The organism is Gemmatimonadales bacterium, from assembly GCA_036265815.1.
Classification (GTDB): domain Bacteria; phylum Gemmatimonadota; class Gemmatimonadetes; order Gemmatimonadales; family GWC2-71-9; genus CAVVWJ01.
Genome location: DATAOI010000044.1, coordinates 167,655 through 187,747 on the forward strand (window position 1 = coordinate 167,655; position 20,093 = coordinate 187,747).

General features: G+C 68.0%; 19 protein-coding genes. 5 read left to right on the plus strand and 14 right to left on the minus strand.

What is annotated here, in order from left to right:
- Positions 1–9: 9 nt before the first annotated feature.
- The 4 genes from VHR41_08965 to dnaK form a co-directional block, all read right to left on the minus strand.
- Positions 10–216: a DUF6494 family protein gene (locus tag VHR41_08965; GenBank protein HEX3234317.1), complete on the minus strand. Its 207-nt coding sequence runs from the start codon at positions 214–216 to the stop codon at positions 10–12.
- Positions 217–245: 29 nt separating this feature from the next.
- Positions 246–515, minus strand: a complete 270-nt coding sequence (locus VHR41_08970) for a hypothetical protein (protein HEX3234318.1) — start codon at positions 513–515, stop codon at positions 246–248.
- A gap of 115 nt (positions 516–630) precedes the next feature.
- On the minus strand, positions 631–2,205 hold the full coding sequence (locus VHR41_08975; GenBank protein HEX3234319.1) for a trypsin-like peptidase domain-containing protein: 1,575 nt from the start codon (positions 2,203–2,205) through the stop codon (positions 631–633).
- 177 nt (positions 2,206–2,382) lie between these two features.
- Complete coding sequence (gene dnaK, locus VHR41_08980) at positions 2,383–4,299, minus strand: molecular chaperone DnaK (protein HEX3234320.1); 1,917 nt, start codon at positions 4,297–4,299, stop codon at positions 2,383–2,385.
- Between the two features lie 223 nt (positions 4,300–4,522).
- Here dnaK and VHR41_08985 point away from each other — a divergent pair, with 223 nt between their 5' ends.
- The 5 genes from VHR41_08985 (at position 4,523) to VHR41_09005 (ending at position 9,922) form a co-directional block, all read left to right on the plus strand.
- Positions 4,523–4,672: a lmo0937 family membrane protein gene (locus VHR41_08985; GenBank protein HEX3234321.1), complete on the plus strand. Its 150-nt coding sequence runs from the start codon at positions 4,523–4,525 to the stop codon at positions 4,670–4,672.
- A gap of 40 nt (positions 4,673–4,712) precedes the next feature.
- A complete protein-coding gene (gene ligD / locus VHR41_08990; GenBank protein HEX3234322.1) occupies positions 4,713–5,609 on the plus strand; it encodes a non-homologous end-joining DNA ligase in 897 nt (298 codons plus the stop codon).
- Between the two features lie 39 nt (positions 5,610–5,648).
- Positions 5,649–6,383 (plus strand): rhomboid family intramembrane serine protease, encoded by a 735-nt coding sequence (locus VHR41_08995; protein ID HEX3234323.1) that lies wholly within the window; start codon positions 5,649–5,651, stop codon positions 6,381–6,383.
- A gap of 121 nt (positions 6,384–6,504) precedes the next feature.
- Positions 6,505–7,455: a deoxyribose-phosphate aldolase gene (deoC, locus tag VHR41_09000; protein ID HEX3234324.1), complete on the plus strand. Its 951-nt coding sequence runs from the start codon at positions 6,505–6,507 to the stop codon at positions 7,453–7,455.
- Between the two features lie 25 nt (positions 7,456–7,480).
- Positions 7,481–9,922, plus strand: coding sequence for an aldehyde dehydrogenase family protein (locus VHR41_09005; GenBank protein HEX3234325.1), 2,442 nt, complete (start codon positions 7,481–7,483; stop codon positions 9,920–9,922).
- Positions 9,923–10,062: 140 nt separating this feature from the next.
- Here the strand turns inward: VHR41_09005 and VHR41_09010 are convergent, their stop codons facing one another.
- From VHR41_09010 to VHR41_09055, 10 genes are all read right to left on the minus strand, one after another.
- The gene (locus VHR41_09010; GenBank protein HEX3234326.1) at positions 10,063–11,643 is read right to left on the minus strand and encodes a Ppx/GppA phosphatase family protein; all 1,581 of its coding nucleotides are present in this window, start codon (positions 11,641–11,643) and stop codon (positions 10,063–10,065) included.
- Complete coding sequence (gene phoU / locus VHR41_09015) at positions 11,640–12,359, minus strand: phosphate signaling complex protein PhoU (GenBank protein HEX3234327.1); 720 nt, start codon at positions 12,357–12,359, stop codon at positions 11,640–11,642. The genes VHR41_09010 and phoU overlap by 4 nt, the downstream gene beginning before the upstream one ends.
- Positions 12,356–13,204, minus strand: a complete 849-nt coding sequence (gene pstB, locus VHR41_09020) for a phosphate ABC transporter ATP-binding protein PstB (protein ID HEX3234328.1) — start codon at positions 13,202–13,204, stop codon at positions 12,356–12,358. The genes phoU and pstB (VHR41_09020) overlap by 4 nt, the downstream gene beginning before the upstream one ends.
- On the minus strand, positions 13,201–14,010 hold the full coding sequence (gene pstB, locus VHR41_09025) for a phosphate ABC transporter ATP-binding protein PstB (protein HEX3234329.1): 810 nt from the start codon (positions 14,008–14,010) through the stop codon (positions 13,201–13,203). Before pstB (VHR41_09025) ends, pstB (VHR41_09020) begins: the two co-directional genes overlap by 4 nt.
- Complete coding sequence (gene pstA / locus VHR41_09030; GenBank protein ID HEX3234330.1) at positions 14,003–14,848, minus strand: phosphate ABC transporter permease PstA; 846 nt, start codon at positions 14,846–14,848, stop codon at positions 14,003–14,005. The genes pstB (VHR41_09025) and pstA overlap by 8 nt, the downstream gene beginning before the upstream one ends.
- Positions 14,845–15,834 (minus strand): phosphate ABC transporter permease subunit PstC, encoded by a 990-nt coding sequence (pstC, locus tag VHR41_09035; protein HEX3234331.1) that lies wholly within the window; start codon positions 15,832–15,834, stop codon positions 14,845–14,847. Before pstC ends, pstA begins: the two co-directional genes overlap by 4 nt.
- A 56-nt stretch (positions 15,835–15,890) precedes the next feature.
- Positions 15,891–16,958: a phosphate ABC transporter substrate-binding protein PstS gene (gene pstS, locus VHR41_09040; GenBank protein HEX3234332.1), complete on the minus strand. Its 1,068-nt coding sequence runs from the start codon at positions 16,956–16,958 to the stop codon at positions 15,891–15,893.
- A 135-nt stretch (positions 16,959–17,093) separates the two neighbouring features.
- Positions 17,094–18,134, minus strand: a complete 1,041-nt coding sequence (gene pstS, locus VHR41_09045) for a phosphate ABC transporter substrate-binding protein PstS (protein HEX3234333.1) — start codon at positions 18,132–18,134, stop codon at positions 17,094–17,096.
- Between the two features lie 32 nt (positions 18,135–18,166).
- Positions 18,167–19,351, minus strand: a complete 1,185-nt coding sequence (locus VHR41_09050) for a porin (protein ID HEX3234334.1) — start codon at positions 19,349–19,351, stop codon at positions 18,167–18,169.
- A gap of 118 nt (positions 19,352–19,469) precedes the next feature.
- The gene (locus VHR41_09055; protein HEX3234335.1) at positions 19,470–19,994 is read right to left on the minus strand and encodes a phosphatase PAP2 family protein; all 525 of its coding nucleotides are present in this window, start codon (positions 19,992–19,994) and stop codon (positions 19,470–19,472) included.
- Positions 19,995–20,093 lie beyond the last annotated feature (99 nt).

Sequence of the window (20,093 nt, forward strand, 5' to 3'; positions counted from 1 at the left end):
CGAAACACGCTACGCCAGCTGGATCTGGCCCTCGACCGCGATCTCGGCATCGAGCCCCTCCACGATCATGACCGCACGGGCGTTGAGGGCACTGCGGCCCGCCAGGGCCCCGGAGCGCTGGGCCGCGTCGACCGCCTTTTCCACCTCGCGCTGGGCGGTCACTCCGAAATGCTTGAGCAAGCTCCGGAGAGAGATGTTGAATCGCTCCTCGTCCATGACCACCTCGGATGAAAAGGTATGTGACCTCAGCGTCCCTCGAGCTCCCGCTCACCGGGAACGTGTCGCTCCGCCCGACCCTGGCCCGGATGGGCCTTCGCCTCGAGATAGCGCTCGCCCTTGAGCCGGATGAAGTTCACGAACTTCTCGTACTCCTCCTCCGAGAGCGCGTCGGCGATTCCGGGAATCAGTCCCTTGACGACCGTGATCCGCTCCTCGATGGCCAGCTCGCCGGCTCGATCGATCAGCGCGCGGATGGCGGGGTGGTCCATCCAATCGGTCTCCTGACTCGTCGTCATACGTGCTCCCAGGTCCGGGGATACTGGAGGTCGAGCTCCCATGAGGTTCATTCTAGCCAAAAGGGGCCGGCAATGCCGACCCCTCCGGGTACCACGGATGCCGGCCGGGCCGGGGTCAGCGGGCCAGCTTCAGCCGTTCGACGTGCCGCTGCTTGATGCGGGCGTTGTAGGCATTGACGGTCACGATGTCGCCCGGCTTGAAGCCCTTGAGGATATTACGGAGCTCCGCCTGGCTTCGCACCGACTTCCCCTCCACCGCCGTGATCACATCCGGCCCGCCGTCTTCGGCGTCGCGCAGCAGCGGCCACGCCGGCCCGCCGGGCGTGACACCAGTGATCACCACGCCGCGCAAGCCCGGAGAACCCAGCTCGCTCGCGATCTCCGGCGTGAGCGCCTCCCCGGAGATGCCCAGCGGGCTCAGCGCGTTCGAGGCGTTGTTCGGGCCGCCCCGGTCACCGTCCTTGTTCCCGTCCTGCTCGTCGCCCTGCGCCAGCTCGGGCTGGTCCGCCAGCGCCTGCAGACGGACGTTGAACGTCTTACGGACGCCGCCCTTGCGGGCCACTTCGACCTTCACCACTTCGCCCGGCTTGCGGAAGCCGACGATCTGCTGAAGCTGGCCGACGTACTCGACCGGCTTGCCATCTACGGCCACGATGATGTCGCCCGGCTCGATACCGGCCGCTTTGGCCGGGGAGTCCTCGGTGGGGATGTCCTTGACCGCCACGCCCCTGATCTCCGGCAGGCCAACGTAGGCCGCGTCGTTCAGCGTGACTTCGGCGATCTGTACCCCCAGGGCCGCGCGGTGGACCGTTCCGGTCTCGATGAGCTGGGTCATGACGGTGCGGACCAGGTTCATCGGGATGGCAAAGCCGTAGCCCGAATAGAACCCCGTCTCGCTGGCAATGGCGGAGTTGATGCCGATGACCTCACCCCGGACGCTCACCAGCGGACCGCCCGAGTTGCCCGGGTTGATCGCCGCGTCGGTCTGGATGAAGTCCTGGATGCTGCCCTGGCCCCGGCCCGGAAGCCCAGCCAGCGCACGGCCTTTGGCGCTCACGATGCCGGAGGTGACGGTGAAGGTCAGGCCTTCGCCGAGCGGGTTGCCGATGGCGAGAACCCATTCGCCCACCCTGGCGTCGTCGCTGTTGCCCAGCGCCACCGGCGGCAGACTCTTGGCGTCGATCTTCACCACCGCCACGTCGGTGTTGGGATCGGTGCCGATCACCTTGGCCTTGAACTCCCGGTGGTCCAGCAGGCGCACGGTGACCACTTCCGCGCCTTCGACCACGTGGTTGTTGGTGAGGATGTAGCCATCCGCCGAGACGATGAACCCCGACCCGCTGCCCTGCTCGATCTCGGGCTGCTGCGGGCGGAACTGGGGGAAGAAGCGCTCCATGCCGGGGGGGATCCGCTGCTGGGAGGCCCGCTCGGTCCGCTGGGAGCGGATGTACACCACGCTTGGTTTCACATGCTCGGCCACCGCGGCGAAGGCCTCGCTCAGGTCCTGTAACGGCCGGGCCGCGGGGATGGACGGGGTGGGCACCGGCGCGATAGCCGCGGCCTGGCGTCCCTGCTGCTGCGCCGAAGAGCGATTGGGCAGGTCGAGCAATCCGGCGAACAGCAGCCCGAGCGCGAACGCCAGGGCCACCAACCCACCGAATTTGAGCCAGTTCAACGATCGTGCGGACATCGAGCGATCCTTCGGCAGAGCGTGAGGGTAGCGGGCATCCTGCCCGTCTGAATAGTACACAGATGTACCGGGCCGCGGCTGGGCCGCGGTGGGCGCTGTCACCCCTGAACGGAGTGAAGGGGGCACGCCCTAAGGGTATGCCCCCCTCGCTTCGCTCAGGGCGATAAGGAGCTACTTCTACTTCTTATCGTCCACGATCTCGTAGTCGGCCTCGACCACGTCCTCCTGCCCACCCGGTGGTGTGGCGCCCGGCTCGGCGCCGGCCGGCTCCCCGCCGGGCTGACCCTGGGACTGGGCACCCTGGTAGAGGGAGGCCCCCGCCGCGGAGTAGGCGGCGTTCAGCTCGTCCAGGGCCCGGCGGATGCCGTCAGCCTCGCCCGTCCGGAGCGCCTGCTTGCCGCCCTCCAGCGCCGCGTCGAGCCGTGTCTTGGCCTCGGCGGGAAGCCGGTCGACCCAGTCCTTGCTGTCCTTCTCGACCCGGTAGACCAGGCTGTCGAGCTGGTTCCGCGCCTCGATCTGCTCCCGGCGCTCCTTGTCCTCCTGGGAGTGCTGCTCGGCGGCCTTGACCATCCGGTCGATCTCGGTGTCGCTGAGGCCACTGGAGGCCTCGATCCGGATCTTCTGCTCCTTGTTGGTGGCCTTGTCCTTGGCCGACACGTGCAGGATGCCGTTGGCGTCGATATCGAACGTCACCTCGACCTGGGGCATGCCCCTCGGTGCCGGCGGGATGCCGGTGAGCTGGAACTTGCCGATGGTCCGGTTGTCGACGGCCATCTGCCGCTCGCCCTGGAGCACATGGATCTCCACCGTGGTCTGGTTATCCTCCGCGGTGGAGAACACCTCCGACTTCTTGGTCGGAATGGTGGTGTTCCGGGGGATCAGCACCGTGGTGACGCCGCCAAGGGTCTCGATGCCCAGCGAGAGCGGGGTCACGTCCAGCAGCAGCACGTCCTTCACGTCACCGCCGAGCACGCCGCCCTGGATGGCCGCGCCAATGGCGACGACCTCATCCGGGTTGACCGAGCGGTTGGGCTCCTTCCCGAAGAAGTCCTTGACGATCTGCTGGATCTTGGGGATCCGGGTCGATCCGCCCACCAGAATCACCTCGTCGATCTGCTTGGGATCGAGTCCGGCGTCCTTGAGCGCCTGCTGCATCGGCGGGATGGTCCGCTGGATCAGGTCGTCCACCAGCTGCTCGAACTTGGCGCGGGTGAGCGAAAGATTCAGGTGTTTGGGGCCGCTCTGGTCCGCCGTGATGAACGGCAGGTTGATGTCGGTCTGGGTAGTGCTCGACAGCTCCATCTTGGCCTTCTCGGCGGCTTCCTTGAGCCGCTGGAGCGCCATCGGATCCTTGGAGAGGTCGATGCCCTGATCGCGCTTGAACTCGGTGATCAGCCAGTCGATCAGCCGCTGGTCGAAGTCGTCGCCGCCCAGGTGGGTGTCGCCGTTGGTGCTCTTGACCTCGAAGACGCCTTCGGCCAGCTCGAGCACCGAGATGTCATAGGTCCCGCCGCCCAGGTCGAAAACGGCGATCTTCTCTTCCTTCTTCTTGTCGAGGCCGTAGGCCAGCGCCGCCGCGGTGGGCTCGTTGATGATGCGCAGGACGTCCAGGCCGGCGATCTTGCCGGCGTCCTTGGTGGCCTGCCGCTGGGCGTCATTGAAGTAGGCCGGCACGGTAATGACCGCCTTGTCCACCGTGTGGCCCAGGTAATCCTCGGCGGTCTGCTTCATCTTCTGCAGGATCATCGCCGAGATCTCGGGCGGGGTGTAGCGCTTCCCCCCGATCTCCACGGAGGCGAGTCCGTTCTGACCCTCGACCACCTTGTAGGGGACCCGCTTGGTCTCCTCGGTGATCTCGTTGATCCGGCGGCCCATGAACCGCTTGATCGAGAAAATGGTTTGCTTGGGGTTGGTGACGGCCTGGCGCTTGGCCACTTGCCCGACCAGCCGCTCACCGTCCTTGGTGAAGGCCACGACCGAGGGGGTGGTCCGCCCACCTTCGGCGTTGGGAATGACGACCGGGTCGCCACCCTCCATCACCGCCACGACCGAGTTGGTCGTGCCCAGGTCGATGCCAATAATCTTGGAAGCCATGTCGACTCCGGTTGAGTGCGAATGTTGGGTACACGTTCGGGCGGGGGGAGAAGCAAGCGCCATACCCTATTTCCCTGCCGAATTGGCAGTACATGCCGCCCCCCCAGGGGTAGCCGGACGCCACCCGTGACACGTATCACGACCCCCGCCAGGGGACGGCGCTAAGCTCTAGACTCGTGCGTGGGCCGTGCTGCTGGCTGATGGTAAACATGAGGAGGGAACCATGCTGTGGACCATCTTCGTGATCCTACTGGTGTTGTGGCTGCTGGGAGTGGTCACGTCGTACACGCTGGGTGGCTTCATCCACGTGCTGCTGATCGTGGCGGTCATTCTCGCCGTGATGCAGCTGATCCAGGGACGACGGGCGCTGTAGCCCGGTGGGCGCCGGCACCACGGCGGACTCCCGTGTCCGTGTGGGCGGGCGAGCGGTCGCAGTCTCGAGCCTCGACAAGGTGCTCTTCCCGCAGGATGGCATCACCAAGGGAGAGCTGATCGAGTACTACGGCACGGTCGCCACCCACATGCTCCCCCACCTCAAGGACCGCCCCATCAACCTGGAGCGGTTTCCCGGCGGTATCGATCGGGCCGGGTTCTTTCAGCAGGCCATGCCGGAGTCCTTCCCGGACTGGATCGAGGGCGTCACCGTCGAGAAAGCCGAGGGCCGAGTGCGGCATGTCGTGGTCCAGACCGCCGCCACGCTGGTGTACCTGGCGAACCAGGGCTGCATCACTCCCCATGCCTGGCTCAGCCGGCGCGACCGCCTGGACTCCCCCGACCAGCTGATCTTCGATCTCGACCCCCCTGCCCAGGATCCCCCGCGTGTCCGGGAGGCGGCGCTCCTCCTGGGCGAGCTTCTGCGCGAGCTGGAGCTGGTGCCTTTTCTCAAGACGACGGGTTCCCGCGGGTACCACGTCCTGGTGCCGCTCGACCGGCGGGAGGACTTCTCCGCGGTGCGGGAGTTCGCGCAGGCCGTGGCAGCGCTGCTGGTGCACCGGCACCCCAAGCTGCTCACCGTGGAGGGCCGGAAGGCCAAACGGGGGAACCGGATCTACCTGGATACCCTGCGGAACGCATACGCCCACACCGCCGTCCCTGCGTATGCGGTTCGGGCACGGCCTAAGGCGCCGGTCGCGACCCCGATCGGATGGGATGAGCTGGAGGTCCGGGCCATGCACCCTGCCCGGTTCACGCTCCGGAGCCTGCCGGCCCGTCTCCGGGACGACCCCGACCCGTGGCGCGACCTCCGGCGCCGCCCCCGCTCGCTCGCCCCGGCTCGCCGGCGGCTGGAGGAGCTGTCCGTCGCGCGCTAGCGCCGTGGCCGAGCGGCCTCGCCTCCGTATATTGATCCAATGTTCCCCTACCGGGACGACAACCCGACCATCGGCACGCCGTTCGTGACGCTACTCATCATCGTGGCGAACGCGGCGGTGTGGGTGTTGGTGCAGGGCGCGGGGATGGAGCCAGGGCTTTCCAAGTCAGTCTGCGAGCTGGGGCTGATTCCGGGGGAGTTCCTTGGGCGAGTGGCCGAAGGGACCAGCATCCCGCTCAGCCCGACGGCTGCCTGCGTGCTGGGGGTGGAGCGCCATCTGTACACCCCGCTCACCTCGATGTTCCTCCACGGCGGCTGGCTCCACCTCATCGGCAACATGTGGTTCCTCTGGCTCTTCGGGAACAACGTAGAGGACAGCATGGGCCACGTCCGCTACCTCGCGTTCTACCTGCTGGCCGGGATCGCGGCGGCCGCCGTGCAGACCTACATGAATCCGTCCAGCGTCATTCCGATGGTGGGTGCCTCCGGAGCGATCAGCGGGGTCATGGGAGCCTACGTCGTGCTCTATCCCCGGGTTCGGGTGCACATGCTGGTGGTCCTGGTCATCTTCGTCACCCGGATCGTGGTGCCGGCCTACCTGATGCTGGGCTACTGGTTCCTCCTGCAGTTGCTGGGCGGCAGCGCCGCGACGGGGAATGGGGGCGTTGCCTTCTGGGCCCACGTCGGCGGCTTTCTGGCCGGCGCGCTGCTCATCTCGCTGTTCAAGGACCCTGACCTGGTGGCGAAGCACCGAGCACTGGCGCGCTACGTCTGAAGCTTCCCCGGGGCGGGGGGTTCATGGCGCGCGAGTCGTCCCGGGCAGTATGTTCTCACCTATGCTCGATCCCGCCCCACATCGCGTGCTTGCTCGGTCGACCGCCTCGCTCGAGGTCCCCGTGGCGCTCCGCAACCCGGGCACCGCGCTGGAGCTCGACTGGGTCGAGGAGGTGCGGGTCAACCGCAGCGCCGTCGAGCGCCGGGCGGCCACCCTCCGGAGCCGGCGGACGGTAAAGAAGGAATGGCAGGCGGCGTGGCTGCTCCGGGCCATCACCCTGATGGATCTCACGACACTCTCGGGCGACGATACGCCCGGCCGGGTCCGCCGGCTCTGCGCCAAGGCGCGCCGGCCCGTCCGGGAGGACCTGCTCCAGGCGATGGGTGCCGCGGAGCTCCCCATCCGGGTCGGGGCGGTGTGCGTGTATCACAGCTTCGTCGAGACCGCTGTCGAGGCGCTCGATGGCTCGGGAATTCCGGTGGCGGCCGTGTCCACCGGGTTTCCGGCTGGGCTCTCGCCGCTCGCGCAGCGGCTGGGAGAGATCCGGGCCTCGGTGGCCGCGGGCGCCGAGGAGATCGACGTGGTGATCACCCGGGCGCACGCACTGACGGAAAACTGGCGCGCCCTCTACGACGAGGTGCGCGCCATGCGGGAGGCCTGCGGTGACGCGCACATCAAGACCATCCTCGCCACCGGTGAGCTCGGCACGCTGCGCACGGTGGGTCGGGCGAGTCTCGTCTGCATGATGGCGGGCGCCGACTTCATCAAGACCTCCACCGGAAAGGAGAGCGTCAACGCCACCCTCCCGGTGGGCCTGGTCATGGCACGGGCGATCCGCGAGTACCGGGAGCGGACCGGCATGCTCGTGGGGCTCAAGCCCGCGGGCGGCATCCGCTCGGCGAGAGACGCGCTGGACTGGCTGGCACTGATGAAGGACGAGCTGGGCGACCGCTGGTTGCGCCCCCACCTGTTCAGGTTCGGCGCGAGCTCGCTCCTGACCGACATCGAGCGCCAGCTGGAGCACTTCGTCACCGGCCGGTACTCGGCGGTCCACCGGCACCCCACCGGGTGAGGCCACCCTTCACGCTCGAGGTCCCATGACGTCCATTCCCGACATCTTCGGGACGATGGCCTACGGGCCCGCCCCCGAGGCGGGGGCGCCGGCGCAGGCCTGGCTGGAGCAGCACGGCCAGCAGTTCGGACTGTTCATCGGCGGAGCGTGGACGGCGGTGGGCGCCGAGACGTTCGAGACCCTCAACCCGGCAACGGCCCGACCGCTGGCCCGGCTCACCCAGGCCGGCCCGGCCGACGTCGATCGTGCGGTGAGCGCGGCCCGTGCCGCGCAGCCCGGCTGGTGGGCGCTCGGCGGGCACGCGCGGGCGCGCTACCTCTACGCCCTCGCACGTGGCATCCAGAAACACAGCCGGCTCTTTGCGGTGATCGAAACGCTGGACAACGGCAAGCCGATCCGCGAGTCGCGCGATATCGACGTGCCGCTGGTGGCGCGGCACTTCTATCATCACGCCGGATGGGCCCAGCTCATGGCGCGCGAGCTGCCGGGTCGGGAGCCGGTGGGCGTGATCGGGCAGATCATCCCCTGGAACTTTCCCCTCCTCATGCTCTCCTGGAAGATTGCGCCCGCGCTGGCCATGGGGAACACGGTGGTGCTCAAGCCGGCCGAGTTCACCTCCTTGACCGCGCTCCGATTCGCGGAGCTCTGCCAGGAGGTGGGACTGCCGCCCGGCGTGGTGAACATCGTCACCGGCGACGGCCGGACCGGCGAGGCGATCGTGGCTCACCCGGACGTCGACAAGATCGCGTTCACCGGCTCGACCGAAGTTGGGCGCATCATTCGCACCGCGACCGCGGGGAGCGGCAAGAAACTCTCGCTGGAGCTCGGTGGGAAGTCGCCATTCATCGTGTTCCCCGACGCCGATCTCGACAGCGTGGTCGAGGGCGTGGTGGACGCGATCTGGTTCAACCAGGGGCAGGTGTGCTGCGCCGGCTCGCGTATCCTGGTGCAGGAGGGGATCGCGGATCGGCTGGTGGTCAAGCTCAAGGCCCGGATGGAGACGCTGCGGGTAGGAAACCCGCTCGACAAGGCAGTGGACATGGGCGCGATCATCGCGCCGGTCCAGCTGCAGAAGATCGAGGAGCTGGTGCGCCGCGGGCAGGACGAGGGCGCCCAGATCTGGCAGCCGCCCTGGAGCTGCCCCACGGACGGGTGGTTCTACCCGCCGACACTCTTCACCGAAGTCGCCCCGGCCGCGACCATCGCGCAGGTGGAGATCTTCGGACCGGTGGTGGTGCTCATGACGTTTCGCACGCCGGCCGAGGCGGTCGAGCTGGCCAACAACACCCGCTACGGGCTCGCGGCGAGCCTCTGGACCGAGAACATCAATGTTGCACTGGACGTGGCGCCGGAGCTCCAGGCCGGGACGGTCTGGATCAACTGCACGAACGTGTTCGACGCAGCCAGCGGGTTCGGGGGCTACCGGGAGAGCGGCTTCGGGCGGGAAGGGGGACGGGAGGGGCTGAGGGAGTACGTGCGGTGGGGTGGTGGTGGGAAGGGCGGGAAGGGCGGACAGGACGGTAAGGGCGGGAAGGACGGTAAGGGCGGGAAGGTTGTCGCTCGGCGGGGCGATGCGAACACGCATCGTGGATCGGTAACCTTACCGTCCTTCCCGTCCTTACCGTCCATCGACCGCACCCCCAAGCTCTACATCGCCGGCAAGCAGGCGCGGCCGGACTCGGGGTATAGCCTGCCCGTGGTCGACGCGGCCGGGCGGCGGATCGGCGAGGTGGGGCACGGCAACCGGAAGGACATTCGGAACGCGGTCGAAGCGGCGCGGAAGGCGGCGGGGTGGGGGCGTCTGACCGCGCACCACCGGGCGCAGGTGCTCTTCTATCTGGCCGAGAACCTGGCGGCGCGCGGGGACGAGCTCGGCCGTCGGATCGCGGCACTCACCGGCGATCAGGCCGGGGCCGAGCGGGAGATCGGGATCGCCATCGAGCGGATCTACGCCTCCGCGGCCTGGGCCGATAAGTACGACGGCCTGGTGCACCACACGCCCTACCGGAACGTGACCCTCGCGATGCCGGAGCCGATCGGGGTGCTCGGCATCGTCTGCCCCGAGGCCCCGCCGCTCCTGGGGTTCCTCTCGACCGTGCTGCCCGCCATCGCGATGGGCAATACCGTGGTGGCGGTGCCCTCGACTCCCGCGCCGTTGCTCGCCACCGATTTCTATCAGGTGCTGGATACCTCCGACGTGCCGGCCGGTGTGGTGAACATCGTCACCGGGCTACGTGACGAGCTGGCGCCGGTCCTCGCCGCGCACGACGACGTCGACGGCATCTGGTACTTCGGAAGCGCCGACGGCTCGGCCGAAGTGGAGCGGCTCTCCGCCGGCAACATGAAGCGCACCTGGGTGGATTACGGCAGGGGGCGGGACTGGACCGACGCACTGCAGGGCGAAGGCGAGGAGTTTCTGGAACAGGCCACCCAGGTGAAGAACATCTGGGTTCCCTACGGGGCGTGAGGGGGAAGGTGGGGCAAGGTGAGGCAGGGTGGGGCAGGGTGGGGCAGGGTGAGGCCAGGGTTCGCGCGCGGTGGGGCCTGCTGTGTGTCCTGACCTTGCCCCACCTTGCCCCACCCTGCCTCACCTTGCCTCACCTCCCCTCACCTTGCCGCGGTCGTAATCTCCACATCCCGCCCCAGCAGCTTCCCCATCACGTCCGCCTTCCGCGAGGCGCCCCAGCACTCCAACCCTAGATCGGCCTCGGCCATGCGGGGCACGATGAGAATCCGCAGCGCCTCGGGAGTGAGCTCGACCCGAAGGGTCTCGACCGCCGCCGTGTGCCCCCGATCGAGCCCGTCCGCCACCCGGAGGAGCGCGCTCACCCGCCGCACCACGTCCTGATCGGCAGGGGGCAGAGCGGCGAACTCCGGGTGCTTGCGGCGGGGGCCGGTGCGCCGGTGGTAGCGGCTGATCAGCGCGACCAGCATCCGGTCCCGCGCGGGCAGGCCGAGCCGCTCCGCGTGGGTGAGGAGCTGATAGCTGTGCTTGTGGTGCTTGCGGTAGCTGACCAGCTGGCCGACATCGTGCAGCAGGCCGGCGGCCTCCAGCAGTCCGCGCTCCTCCGGCTGGCACCCCAGCTCGCCGGCGAGCTGATCGAACAGCAGGAGCGCCAGGTAGCGCACCTGCTCCACGTGCCGGCGATCGGACTGGCATCGCTCCGCGAACTCGCGAAACAGCCGCAGCGGATCCGGCGCGCTGATCTCCTTGGCGCCGGCCATATCGAGCAGCAGCCCTTCCCGCAGGCCGAACGCGCTCACCGTGATGCTCCGGGCGCGCACCCAATCGAGCAGCTCGGCCGTAACCGCGAGGCCGGCCAGGATGATGTCGGCCCGCTCCGGATTCAGGCCGGGCACCTGTCGGCGCTGCTCCGGAGTCCGGGTACCCAGCCAGTCCAGCAACTGCTCGAGCTCGGCCGCGGTCACCTCGACGCCGTGCACCGTCTCGCCCGGCGGCAGTCCTCGGCGTGCCTGGACCATGCGGCCAAGGCTGGTGAACGTGCCACCAGACCCGATGACCGTTGCGGCGGACCATTCCCGGCCGGAGATGCCGCGCTTGACCTGCTTCCGGATCTGAACGCGAAGCGCCGCCACTTCCTTGTACGCGGCCCGGTCTCCCGGCAGGTGGAGCTCGGTGAGCCGCACCGCCCCGAGGGGAAGTGACACGGAGAGCTCCACCAGTCCATCCACCGCGCCGATCAGCTCCAGGCTTCCGCCACCGATGTCGGCCACCAGGGTGCGCTCGCCGGCCAGGCGGAAGTGGTGCGCTACGGAGCGATAGGAGAGCGCGGCCTCGGTCTCGGCGTCGATGATGCGGAGCGGGATGTCGAGCTCCTGGCGCACCCGGCGGACGAACCAGGGGCCGTTCTCCGCCTCGCGGACCGCGGCGGTAGCCACCGCGGCGATCCGGCGCACGCCGCGCCGCTGGCACACCTCGCGCATGCGGGCGAGTGATTGCATGGCGCGCTCGATGGCGGCCTCGTCGAGGCAGCCGGTGGCCGCCAGCCCGGCGGCGAGGCGGGGCTGGTCGCGCAGCTCGTCGATGATGGAGAGACCGGAGGCGGGATCGTATTCGGCGACGAGCAGCCGCACCGAGTTGGAGCCCACATCGATGGCGGCGATGCGCTCGCGGGGCGCGGGCGCCGGTGGGAGCGATGCCGGCGCGGGCACCGGCTGGGCGCTCATTTGATCGAGGCCGCCGGGAAGCTGCCGGTGGTTCGAGCCTCGCCCCGGTCCTCCGCGTGGTGCTTGATCGACTTGCCCTCCACCAGGAACACCACGTCCTCCCCGATGTTGGTGGCCAGGTCGGCAACTCGCTCGAGGTTCCGGCTGACCAGGAAGAGCTCCATGCCGACGCCGATCATGTGGGGATCCTCCATCATGTGGGTCAGCAGGATCCGGAAGACCGAGCGGTGCAGCGCGTCGACCTTGTCGTCCCTGAGGCAGACCTCCCGGCCCGACGCGGCATCGCCCCGGATGAAGGCCTCCAGCGCGTCGGAGAGCATGTCGCGCGCGAGTCGCGCCATCTCCACGATCTCGGGCTCCGGCGCGATCGGCCGGGCCTGCGTCAGCCGCTCGGCCGACTGGGCGATGTTCACGGCATGATCGCCCACCCGCTCCAGGTCGTTGGCGATCTTGAGCGCGGAGGTGAGCATGCGCAGGTCGCGCGCCATCGGCTGCTGCAAGGCGAGGAGGTTGATGCACATCTCCTCGATCTCGACTTCCATGCTGTCGATGATCCGGTCGCCGCTGATCACCCGCTGGGCCTTGTCCCCGTCCCGCTCCAGCAGGGCCTCGACCGCCAGGCCGAGCGCCGCCTCCGCCTCGCCGGACATGGTGAGGAGGCGGACCTTGACGTGGCTCAGCTCATCGTGAAAGTGCCGATGGACGTCGACGCTCATCCGAATCTCCCCGTAATGTAGGCTTCGGTGCGCTCGTTCGCCGGCTTGGTGAAGATGCGCTCGGTCTCGTCGAACTCGAGCAGCTCGCCGCGATCGAAGAAGCCGGTGTAATCGGACACCCGCGCCGCCTGTTGCATGTTATGCGTGACGATCACGATCGTGTAGTCCTTCTTGAGCTCGAAGATGAGCTCTTCCACCCGCTGAGTGGCGATCGGGTCCAGCGCCGAGCAGGGCTCATCCATCAGCAGGACCTCGGGCTGGTTCCCCAGCGCGCGCGCGATGCAGAGCCGCTGCTGCTGCCCGCCCGAGAGCCCCGCCCCCGATTCATCCAGCCGGTCCTTCACCTCGTCCCAGAGCGCCGCCTGGCGGAGGCAGCGCTCCACCAGGTCGGGCAGATCCCGGCGGGTGGCGAGCCGGTTCAACGCCGGGCCGTAGGACACGTTGTCGTAGATCGATTTGGGGAACGGGTTGGGCCGCTGGAACACCATGCCCACCCGCTGCCGGAGTGCCACCAGGTCGGTGGCCGGGGAAAACACCGAGGTGCCCTCGACCAGGATGTCGCCCTCGTGCCGCACCGCCGGGATCAGATCATTGAGCCGGTTGATCGACCGGAGGAAGGTCGACTTGCCGCAGCCGGAGGGGCCGATGATGGCGGTCACCGACTTGCGCGGGATCGAGAAGCTCAGGTGCTTCAACACCTGGCGGTTGCCGTAGGCGAAGCTGAAATCCTTGACGTCCACCGCTGGCGTGCCGCGCGGGCCCGGGCTCGCGGCGGGCGGACGAGGCGCCAGGGTGGCCCGGGGCGTCCCGATGAACGGCTGCGGCGCGTGCGCCGTGGTGCTCATCCAAACCTCCCAGTGATATAGGCCTCGGTCTGCTCGTTCCGGGGTGCGGTGAAGATCTGGCGGGTGGCGCCGGTCTCGACCATGGTCCCGAGATAAAAGAACGTCGTGGTGTCCGACACTCGCGCCGCCTGCTGCATGTTGTGGGTCACGATGATGATGGTGAAGTGCTGCTTGAGCTCGAACAGGAGCTCCTCGATCCGCTGGGTGCCCTGCGGATCGAGCGAGGCGGTCGGCTCGTCGAGCAGAATCACCTGGGGCGAGGGGGCAATGGTGCGCGCCAGGCAGAGCCGCTGCTGCTGGCCGCCGGACAGCGCCATGGCGCTGGCCCGGAGCCGGTCCTTCACTTCCTCCCACAGCGCCGCCTGGCGAAGCGACCGCTCGACAACCGCGTCGGTCTCCGCCCGCGACAGCCGCATACCTACCCGGAGGCCGGCCGCCACGTTGTCGTAGATCGACATGGTCGGAAACGGGGTGGGCCGCTGGAACACCATGCCGATCCGCCGCCGGAGCTGCATCGCGTTCACCTTGGGTGCGTAGATGTCGTCCCCGTCCAGCAGCACGCGTCCGGTGATCCATCCCAGCTCGGAGAGCTCGTGCATCCGGTTGATCGTGCGCAGGAAGGTCGACTTGCCGCAGCCCGACGGACCGATCAGCGCGTGCACCCGGTTGGTGTCGAACGTGAGTGAGACGCCCTTCACCGCCGTGAACTTGCCGTACATGGCCGTGAGCTTGTCGGTCTCGACCCGGACCGTCGGGGCCTGGGGCGGCCGCTGGGCCGGCGCGGCTCGGAGGGCGGCCTCAGCCATTGAGGTCGAACCTCCGCCGGATCGCCAGCCGCGCACCGATGCTCAGGATGAACACCACGAGGATCAAGACCAGGGCGGCAGCCCAGGCGTTCTGATGCCATTCCTCGTACGGGCCGGTGGCATAGGTGAACACGGTCAGCGGCAGCGCCGCCATCGGCTGGTTCAGGTTGAAGCTGAGATACTGGCTGCCCAGGGCGGTGAACAGCAGGGGCGCGGTTTCCCCTGCGATGCGTGCCACGGCCAGCAGGCTCCCGGTGACGATTCCCGGCAAGGTGGTCCGGACCACGATGCTGAGGCTGGTCCGCCAGCGCGGATAGCCCAGCGCCAGGGCGGCTTCGCGCAGCGAGTTGGGCACCAGCTTGATCATCTCCTCGCTGGTCCGGAGCACCATCGGCACCATCAGCATGGCCAGCGCGGCGCTCCCGGCGAAAGCGGAGAAGTGCTTCTGCTTCGCGACGATCCAGGTCCAGGCGAAGACTCCCACGACGATGGACGGCGTGCCGTTCATGACGTCGGCGACGAAGCGGGTGACCCAGGTGATCCGGCTGGTGGGGTACTCGGCGCAGTAGATCCCGGCCGCGATCCCGATGGGAAGCCCGATGAGGCTCGCGACCCCGACGATGAGCAGGGTCCCGATGATGGCGTGCACCACGCCGCCGCCGTGCTCTCCCGCCGGCGCGGGTGTCTTGGTGAAGAAGTCGAGCGAGAGACTGCCGGCGCCCTTGAGCAGCAGGTTCACCAGGATGAAGAAGAGGGGCAGCAGGGCCACGATCACGGCGCCCACCATGAGCCCCACCATCACATTGCTGAAGCCGCGGCGGAGCAGTCGACGGTTCACAGCGCCTTGCTCCCGGCGCCCGACCCGCGGGCCACCCGCCAGATCAGCAGCCGCGCGCCGGCGTTGACGATCACCGTGACCAGGAAGAGCAGGAAGGCGACGTAGGCCAGCGCCGAGAGGTGCATGTCTCCCACCGCCTCGGAGAACTCGTTGGCGATCGCCGCGGCCATGGTATATCCTGGCGCGAAGAGCGAGGACGCGATCTCGTGCCGGTTGCCGATCAGCATCGTCACTGCCATCGTCTCCCCCAGCGCGCGCCCGAGGCCGAGGATCACGGCCCCGATGATTCCCGACCGGGCGTAGGGCACCACGGTCGTGATCACGGCTTCCCAGCGGGTGGCGCCCAGGGCGAGGGAGGCCTCCCGCTGGGTGTTGGGGACTGCCATGAGGACCTCGCGCGAGACCGACATGACGTAGGGCATCACCATGATGGCCAGGATGATCCCCGCCGCCAGCATCGACGGTCCGTAGATCGGCCCGTGGAACAAGGGCAGGAACCCCAGCCCGGAGCGGAGCAGGGGGAAGACGCTGTGCCGGAGCAGCGGGATGAGGACGAAGATGCCCCAGAGTCCGTAGACCACGCTGGGGATGGCTGCCAGCAGGCTGATCAGGAAGGCGACCGGCTGGCGCACCGACTTGGGAGCGAACTCGGTGAGGTAGATGGCGACGCCGAGCGACAGCGGCACCGCGATCACCAGGGCGATGAGGGAGGAGACCAGGGTCCCGAAGATCAGCGGGAAAGCCCCGAACTCCTCGGTGACCGGATCCCACACGCTGCTGGTCGCGAAGCCCAATCCGAACTTCGCGATCGCCAACCTGGCGCCCTGCCACAACTCGAAGACCAGGAAGCCGAGCAGCACGGGCACACTCACGGCACCGATTGTGAGGAGCAGCTTGAACAGCCGGTCCCCGTAACTGCGGACTTCCAGGGAGGCCGGGGCCGCTGCCGATGCTCGGGGCGGCTCGCGCTCGGTCAGTGCCGTCATGCCGGGAGTCTACCCTGCGCGTCCGGACGGACCGTCACGGCATTGTAACGGATCGGTCACGAGGGACCGAGGCTGGTGCGGACCAACTCCACCACCGGACCGGGCAACGGTGCGTAGTGCAGCTCGGACGCCATCCGTTGAGCGGCCGGTGTCAGCATCCAGCGGAGAAAGTTCTCCAACGCCTTGGACTTGCCGGCGTCGCGCGGGACCTTCGGCACCAGCAGCCAGGTGAACGACGAGATCGGATACGCCGCGTCACCCAGCGCGTTGGTGATGGAGACCCGGAAGTCGGTATCGGGCCCGAGCTCGGCGGAAGCGGCGGCGGCCGTGACACTCTCCAGCGTCGGCTCGACGAAGCGGCCGGCCGCGTTCTGCAGCACGGCCGATGGCAGGCCGTTGGAGATGGCATAGATCAGCTCCACGTAGCCCACGGCTCCTTCCGACTGCTTCACCTGCTGGGTCACACCCTCGTTCCCCTTGCCGCCCAGACCGGTCGGCCACTCGACCGACGTGGCACGCCCGACCTTCTCCTTCCAGTCCGGAGAAATCTTGGCGAGGTAGTCGCTGAAGATGTAGGTGGTGCCCGACCCGTCGGACCGATGGGCCACGATGATGTCCTGCGCCGGCAGGGCCGCCCCGGGATTCAAGGCGGCGATCCGCCGGTCGTTCCACCGGGTGATTCGCCCCAGGAAGATGTCCGCCAGCGTGGTCCCGTCGAAGCGAAGCCGGGTACGGCCGACCGAGGGCAAGTTGTACGTGATCGCCACCGCACCGAGCACGGTGGGGACATGCCGGACGTTTCCCTTCACCGCCGCGATCTGTGCGTCGGTCATCGGGCCATCGGTCGCCCCGAAATCCACCGTCCCCTGGCTGAACTGGCGGATGCCCCCGCCCGAGCCGATCGACTGATAGTTGATCCGCACCCCGGTCTCCCGGGCGTAGGCGTCGAACCATTTGGTGTAGATCGGGTTGGGGAAGGTGGCCCCGGCGCCGGTCAGCATCGCGCCGGCCGCGCCGCCTGCCGGCTGTCCCCCGGCACGGTCCTTCGATCCACTATCGCCGCCTGAGCAGGCCAGTGCCATGGCGGCCCATCCGGCGGCCATCGCGAGCGTGTGTCTCCGCATCGAGTCCTCCCTTTCCGCCTGGCACCTCATGGCGGACCCCAAGCTACTGCCGCGAGCCTCGCCAAAGCGAGCGGCCGGCGCCCAAAGGCACCGGCCGCTCCGGCCCACTGGGGCCTGCTTATCAGCCGTCGGAGCTCAGTTGAGCGCGATCGCCTTGCCGGCGGCCTTGAGGGTGGGGAGCCGCGCCTGGATCAGCGACACCACCTCCGCCGGAAGCGGGGCATACTTGAGCTCCGCCGCCATCTTCTGCGCGTCAGGGGTGATCATCCAGGTCAGGAAATCCTTGAGCAGTTTCGCCTTGGCGGCATCCTTCGCGTCCTTGTGCACCAGGAGCCAGGTGAACGAGGAGATCGGGTACGCGGTGGCGCCTTCCGCGTTGGTGATCGACACCCGGAAATCGGTGTCCTTGGGCAGCTTGGTCCCGGCCGCGGCGGCGGTCACGCTCTCCAGGGTCGGCTCGACGAACTGGCCCGCCGCGTTCTTGATGCTCGCGTACGGAAGATTGTTGCTCAGCGCGTAGATCAGCTCGACATAGCCGAGCGCGCCCTCGGTCTGCTTGATCTGCTGGGTCACCCCTTCGTTGCCCTTGCCGCCCAGCCCCACCGGCCAGTTCACCGAGGTCGCGTACCCCACCTTGTCCTTCCACTCGCGGGAGAACTTGTTCAGGTAATCGGTGAAGATGTAGCTGGTGCCCGAGCCGTCGGACCGGTGGACCACGATGAGATCGGTATCGGGCAGCTTGACCCCGGGGTTGAGCGCGGCGATCCGCTTGTCGTTCCAGGTGGTGATCCGGCCCATGAAGATGTCGACCAGCACGTTGCCATCCAGCTTGAGCTTGGTGGCTCCCAGTGACGGCAGATTGTAGGTGACCACCACGGCCCCGAGCACGGTGGGGACGTGGAGCACGTTGCCGTTGACGGCCGAGATCTGCGACTCGTTCATCGGTCCGTCGCTGGCGCCGAAGTCGACCGTCCCCTCGGTGAACTGGCGGATACCACCGCCGGACCCGATCGACTGATAGTTGATCTGGACGCCGGTCTTCTTGTTATAGGCGTCGAACCACTTGGTGTAGATCGGATTGGGGAAGGTCGCCCCGGCTCCGGTGAGGGTCTGGCCGGCCGCAGGCACCGCCGCGGTCAGCGCGGTGAAGGCGACGAGCAGATGGCGTCCTGTCATGGGTCGGTCCTTGGGTTGGGTCGTAGGTCGGGTCAGAAGCTCACCGTCAGCGCGCTACGCACCCCGCTGATGCTCGGCACGTTGGCGCCCTGGAAGCTCTGGCGCTCGTAGGCCACGCGGAACTGCGCCTTGCTGGACATGTAGAAGCCCAGAACGGCGGTGATGAGCGTCGACCGGTCGTTGTCCAGGTCGGTGTTCGGATCGGCGACGTCGATGCGGAACGCAGGCTCGATGGCGTACAGCCAGGAAGTCGGGCTGGTGAGACGGTAGTTGTACGCCGCGATCCCCTGGATGCCCTGAATCTTGCTCTTGAGGGCCGTGGCATCCTTCCCGTGGAGGAACTCCCCGATGACGAGGAGCCCTTCGTCGCCGGGCTTGCCATACTGCGCGTCCACATCCCAGGCACTGTTGGTGAAGCTCGAATCGGGCAGGCCGCTCACGGTGGTGATGCCGTCGTGGGAGAACCAGGAGCCGCCGATCTCGATCTTCGGTGTGACGGCCGCCGTGACCCGGGCGCCGAAGCTCTTCTTGTCGTTCACGTCGTTGAGGCTCTCACCCTGCCCGTTGTAGACCCCGAACTTGGCCGTGACCAGCTGCTGGTCGTTGATCTTGTACTCGTAGCGCGCGCTGGCTCCGACGTCGTGCGAGAGAAAGCCGTTGCCGGCGAACAGGTCGTTCGACGCCCGCGGCAGGATTCCCTGGCCGCCACCCCGCTCGATGGACGGGAGGTTGTTGGAGGACGTCAGCTCGTAGCGGCTGAAGGGACGCTTCTCCTGGCCACCGCGGATGAAAAAGGTGCCCTTCGACCCCTCTTTAGCGAAGCGCACGTCGATCCACGCGTCGCGCAGCCGGAGACCGCTCCGCCCGTTGGTTTTGCAGGTGATGATCGGAGTCCCGCCGCCGGCCGGCACATCGGTCGAGGTGCAGGTGGTGGTGACGCCGGACAGGTTCCGGCCACCCTCGAAGGAGGGCTGGATATAGACGACGACGTTCTCAGAGATGTTTCCCCGCGCCTCGATGCGCGCCCGGCGGGTGAAGAAGTTCGCCTGGGACCCGGTGATGGCTGTGTAGTCTTTGTTATCGAAGTAGTAAAACTGCTCCTGCAGACGGCCGGTCACCTTCACGTTGGGGTACGTCGTCTGGGCGCGGGTGGTGCCGAATGCTGCCACGAGCAGGAGCGAGACACCACCAAGAGTCCTCCGAGCCAGCGGTCGCATGCGCAGCCTTTCAAATTTGGGGGAACCCGCCTGCCAGCTTCGGGTGATAAGAAGCCGGCGGCCGGTCACGGATGCCACGTGACATTGTAACAGCCGCGTAAATGGGAGCCCTGACGCTTCAGAATGCCGCGCGCACGCCCACTGCCGTCGCGCCGGCGATGAGTTGTCCGACCAGCACGTCGCTGGGGTAGTGCACGCCCAGCCGGATGCGGGAGAATCCCACGAGGGCGGCAAGAGTGGCCAGGGGAATCGACCAGTCCGGGAAGACGCCACCGTAGGCCAACGCCACCGCCATGGAAGCCGTAGCGTGGCCCGACGGGAAGGAGAAGCGATCGGGATCCCGCACCAGGCCGGAATGCCGGCAGGTGATCGAGGGCCGGAGCCGCACCACCGTCCGCTTGACCAGCTGCACGATCAGGTGGGAGACCGCGAGCGTGACCAGCGCGGTGGCGGACGCTCGGTGGGCGGCACAGCAGGCGAACCAGGGCAGCCCGGCCGCGACAACACTCGGGCCGGTGCCTCCGAGGTGAGTCACCGCGGTCCAGGTCGCGCGCGCGCGCCGGGAGGCCGACGGCGCGATCGCGCAGCGGAGCATGAGCGCCCGGTCATGGGCGCCGAGCCGTCCCAGCACGGCTATGGTCATGTCTCCGCACTCTAAGAATCCAGCGCCACCGTCGTGGAGCGAGGAGGCCACGCTCGAGTAACGCCTTGGCACGCCTCAAGACGGCGATCGAAACCAGGC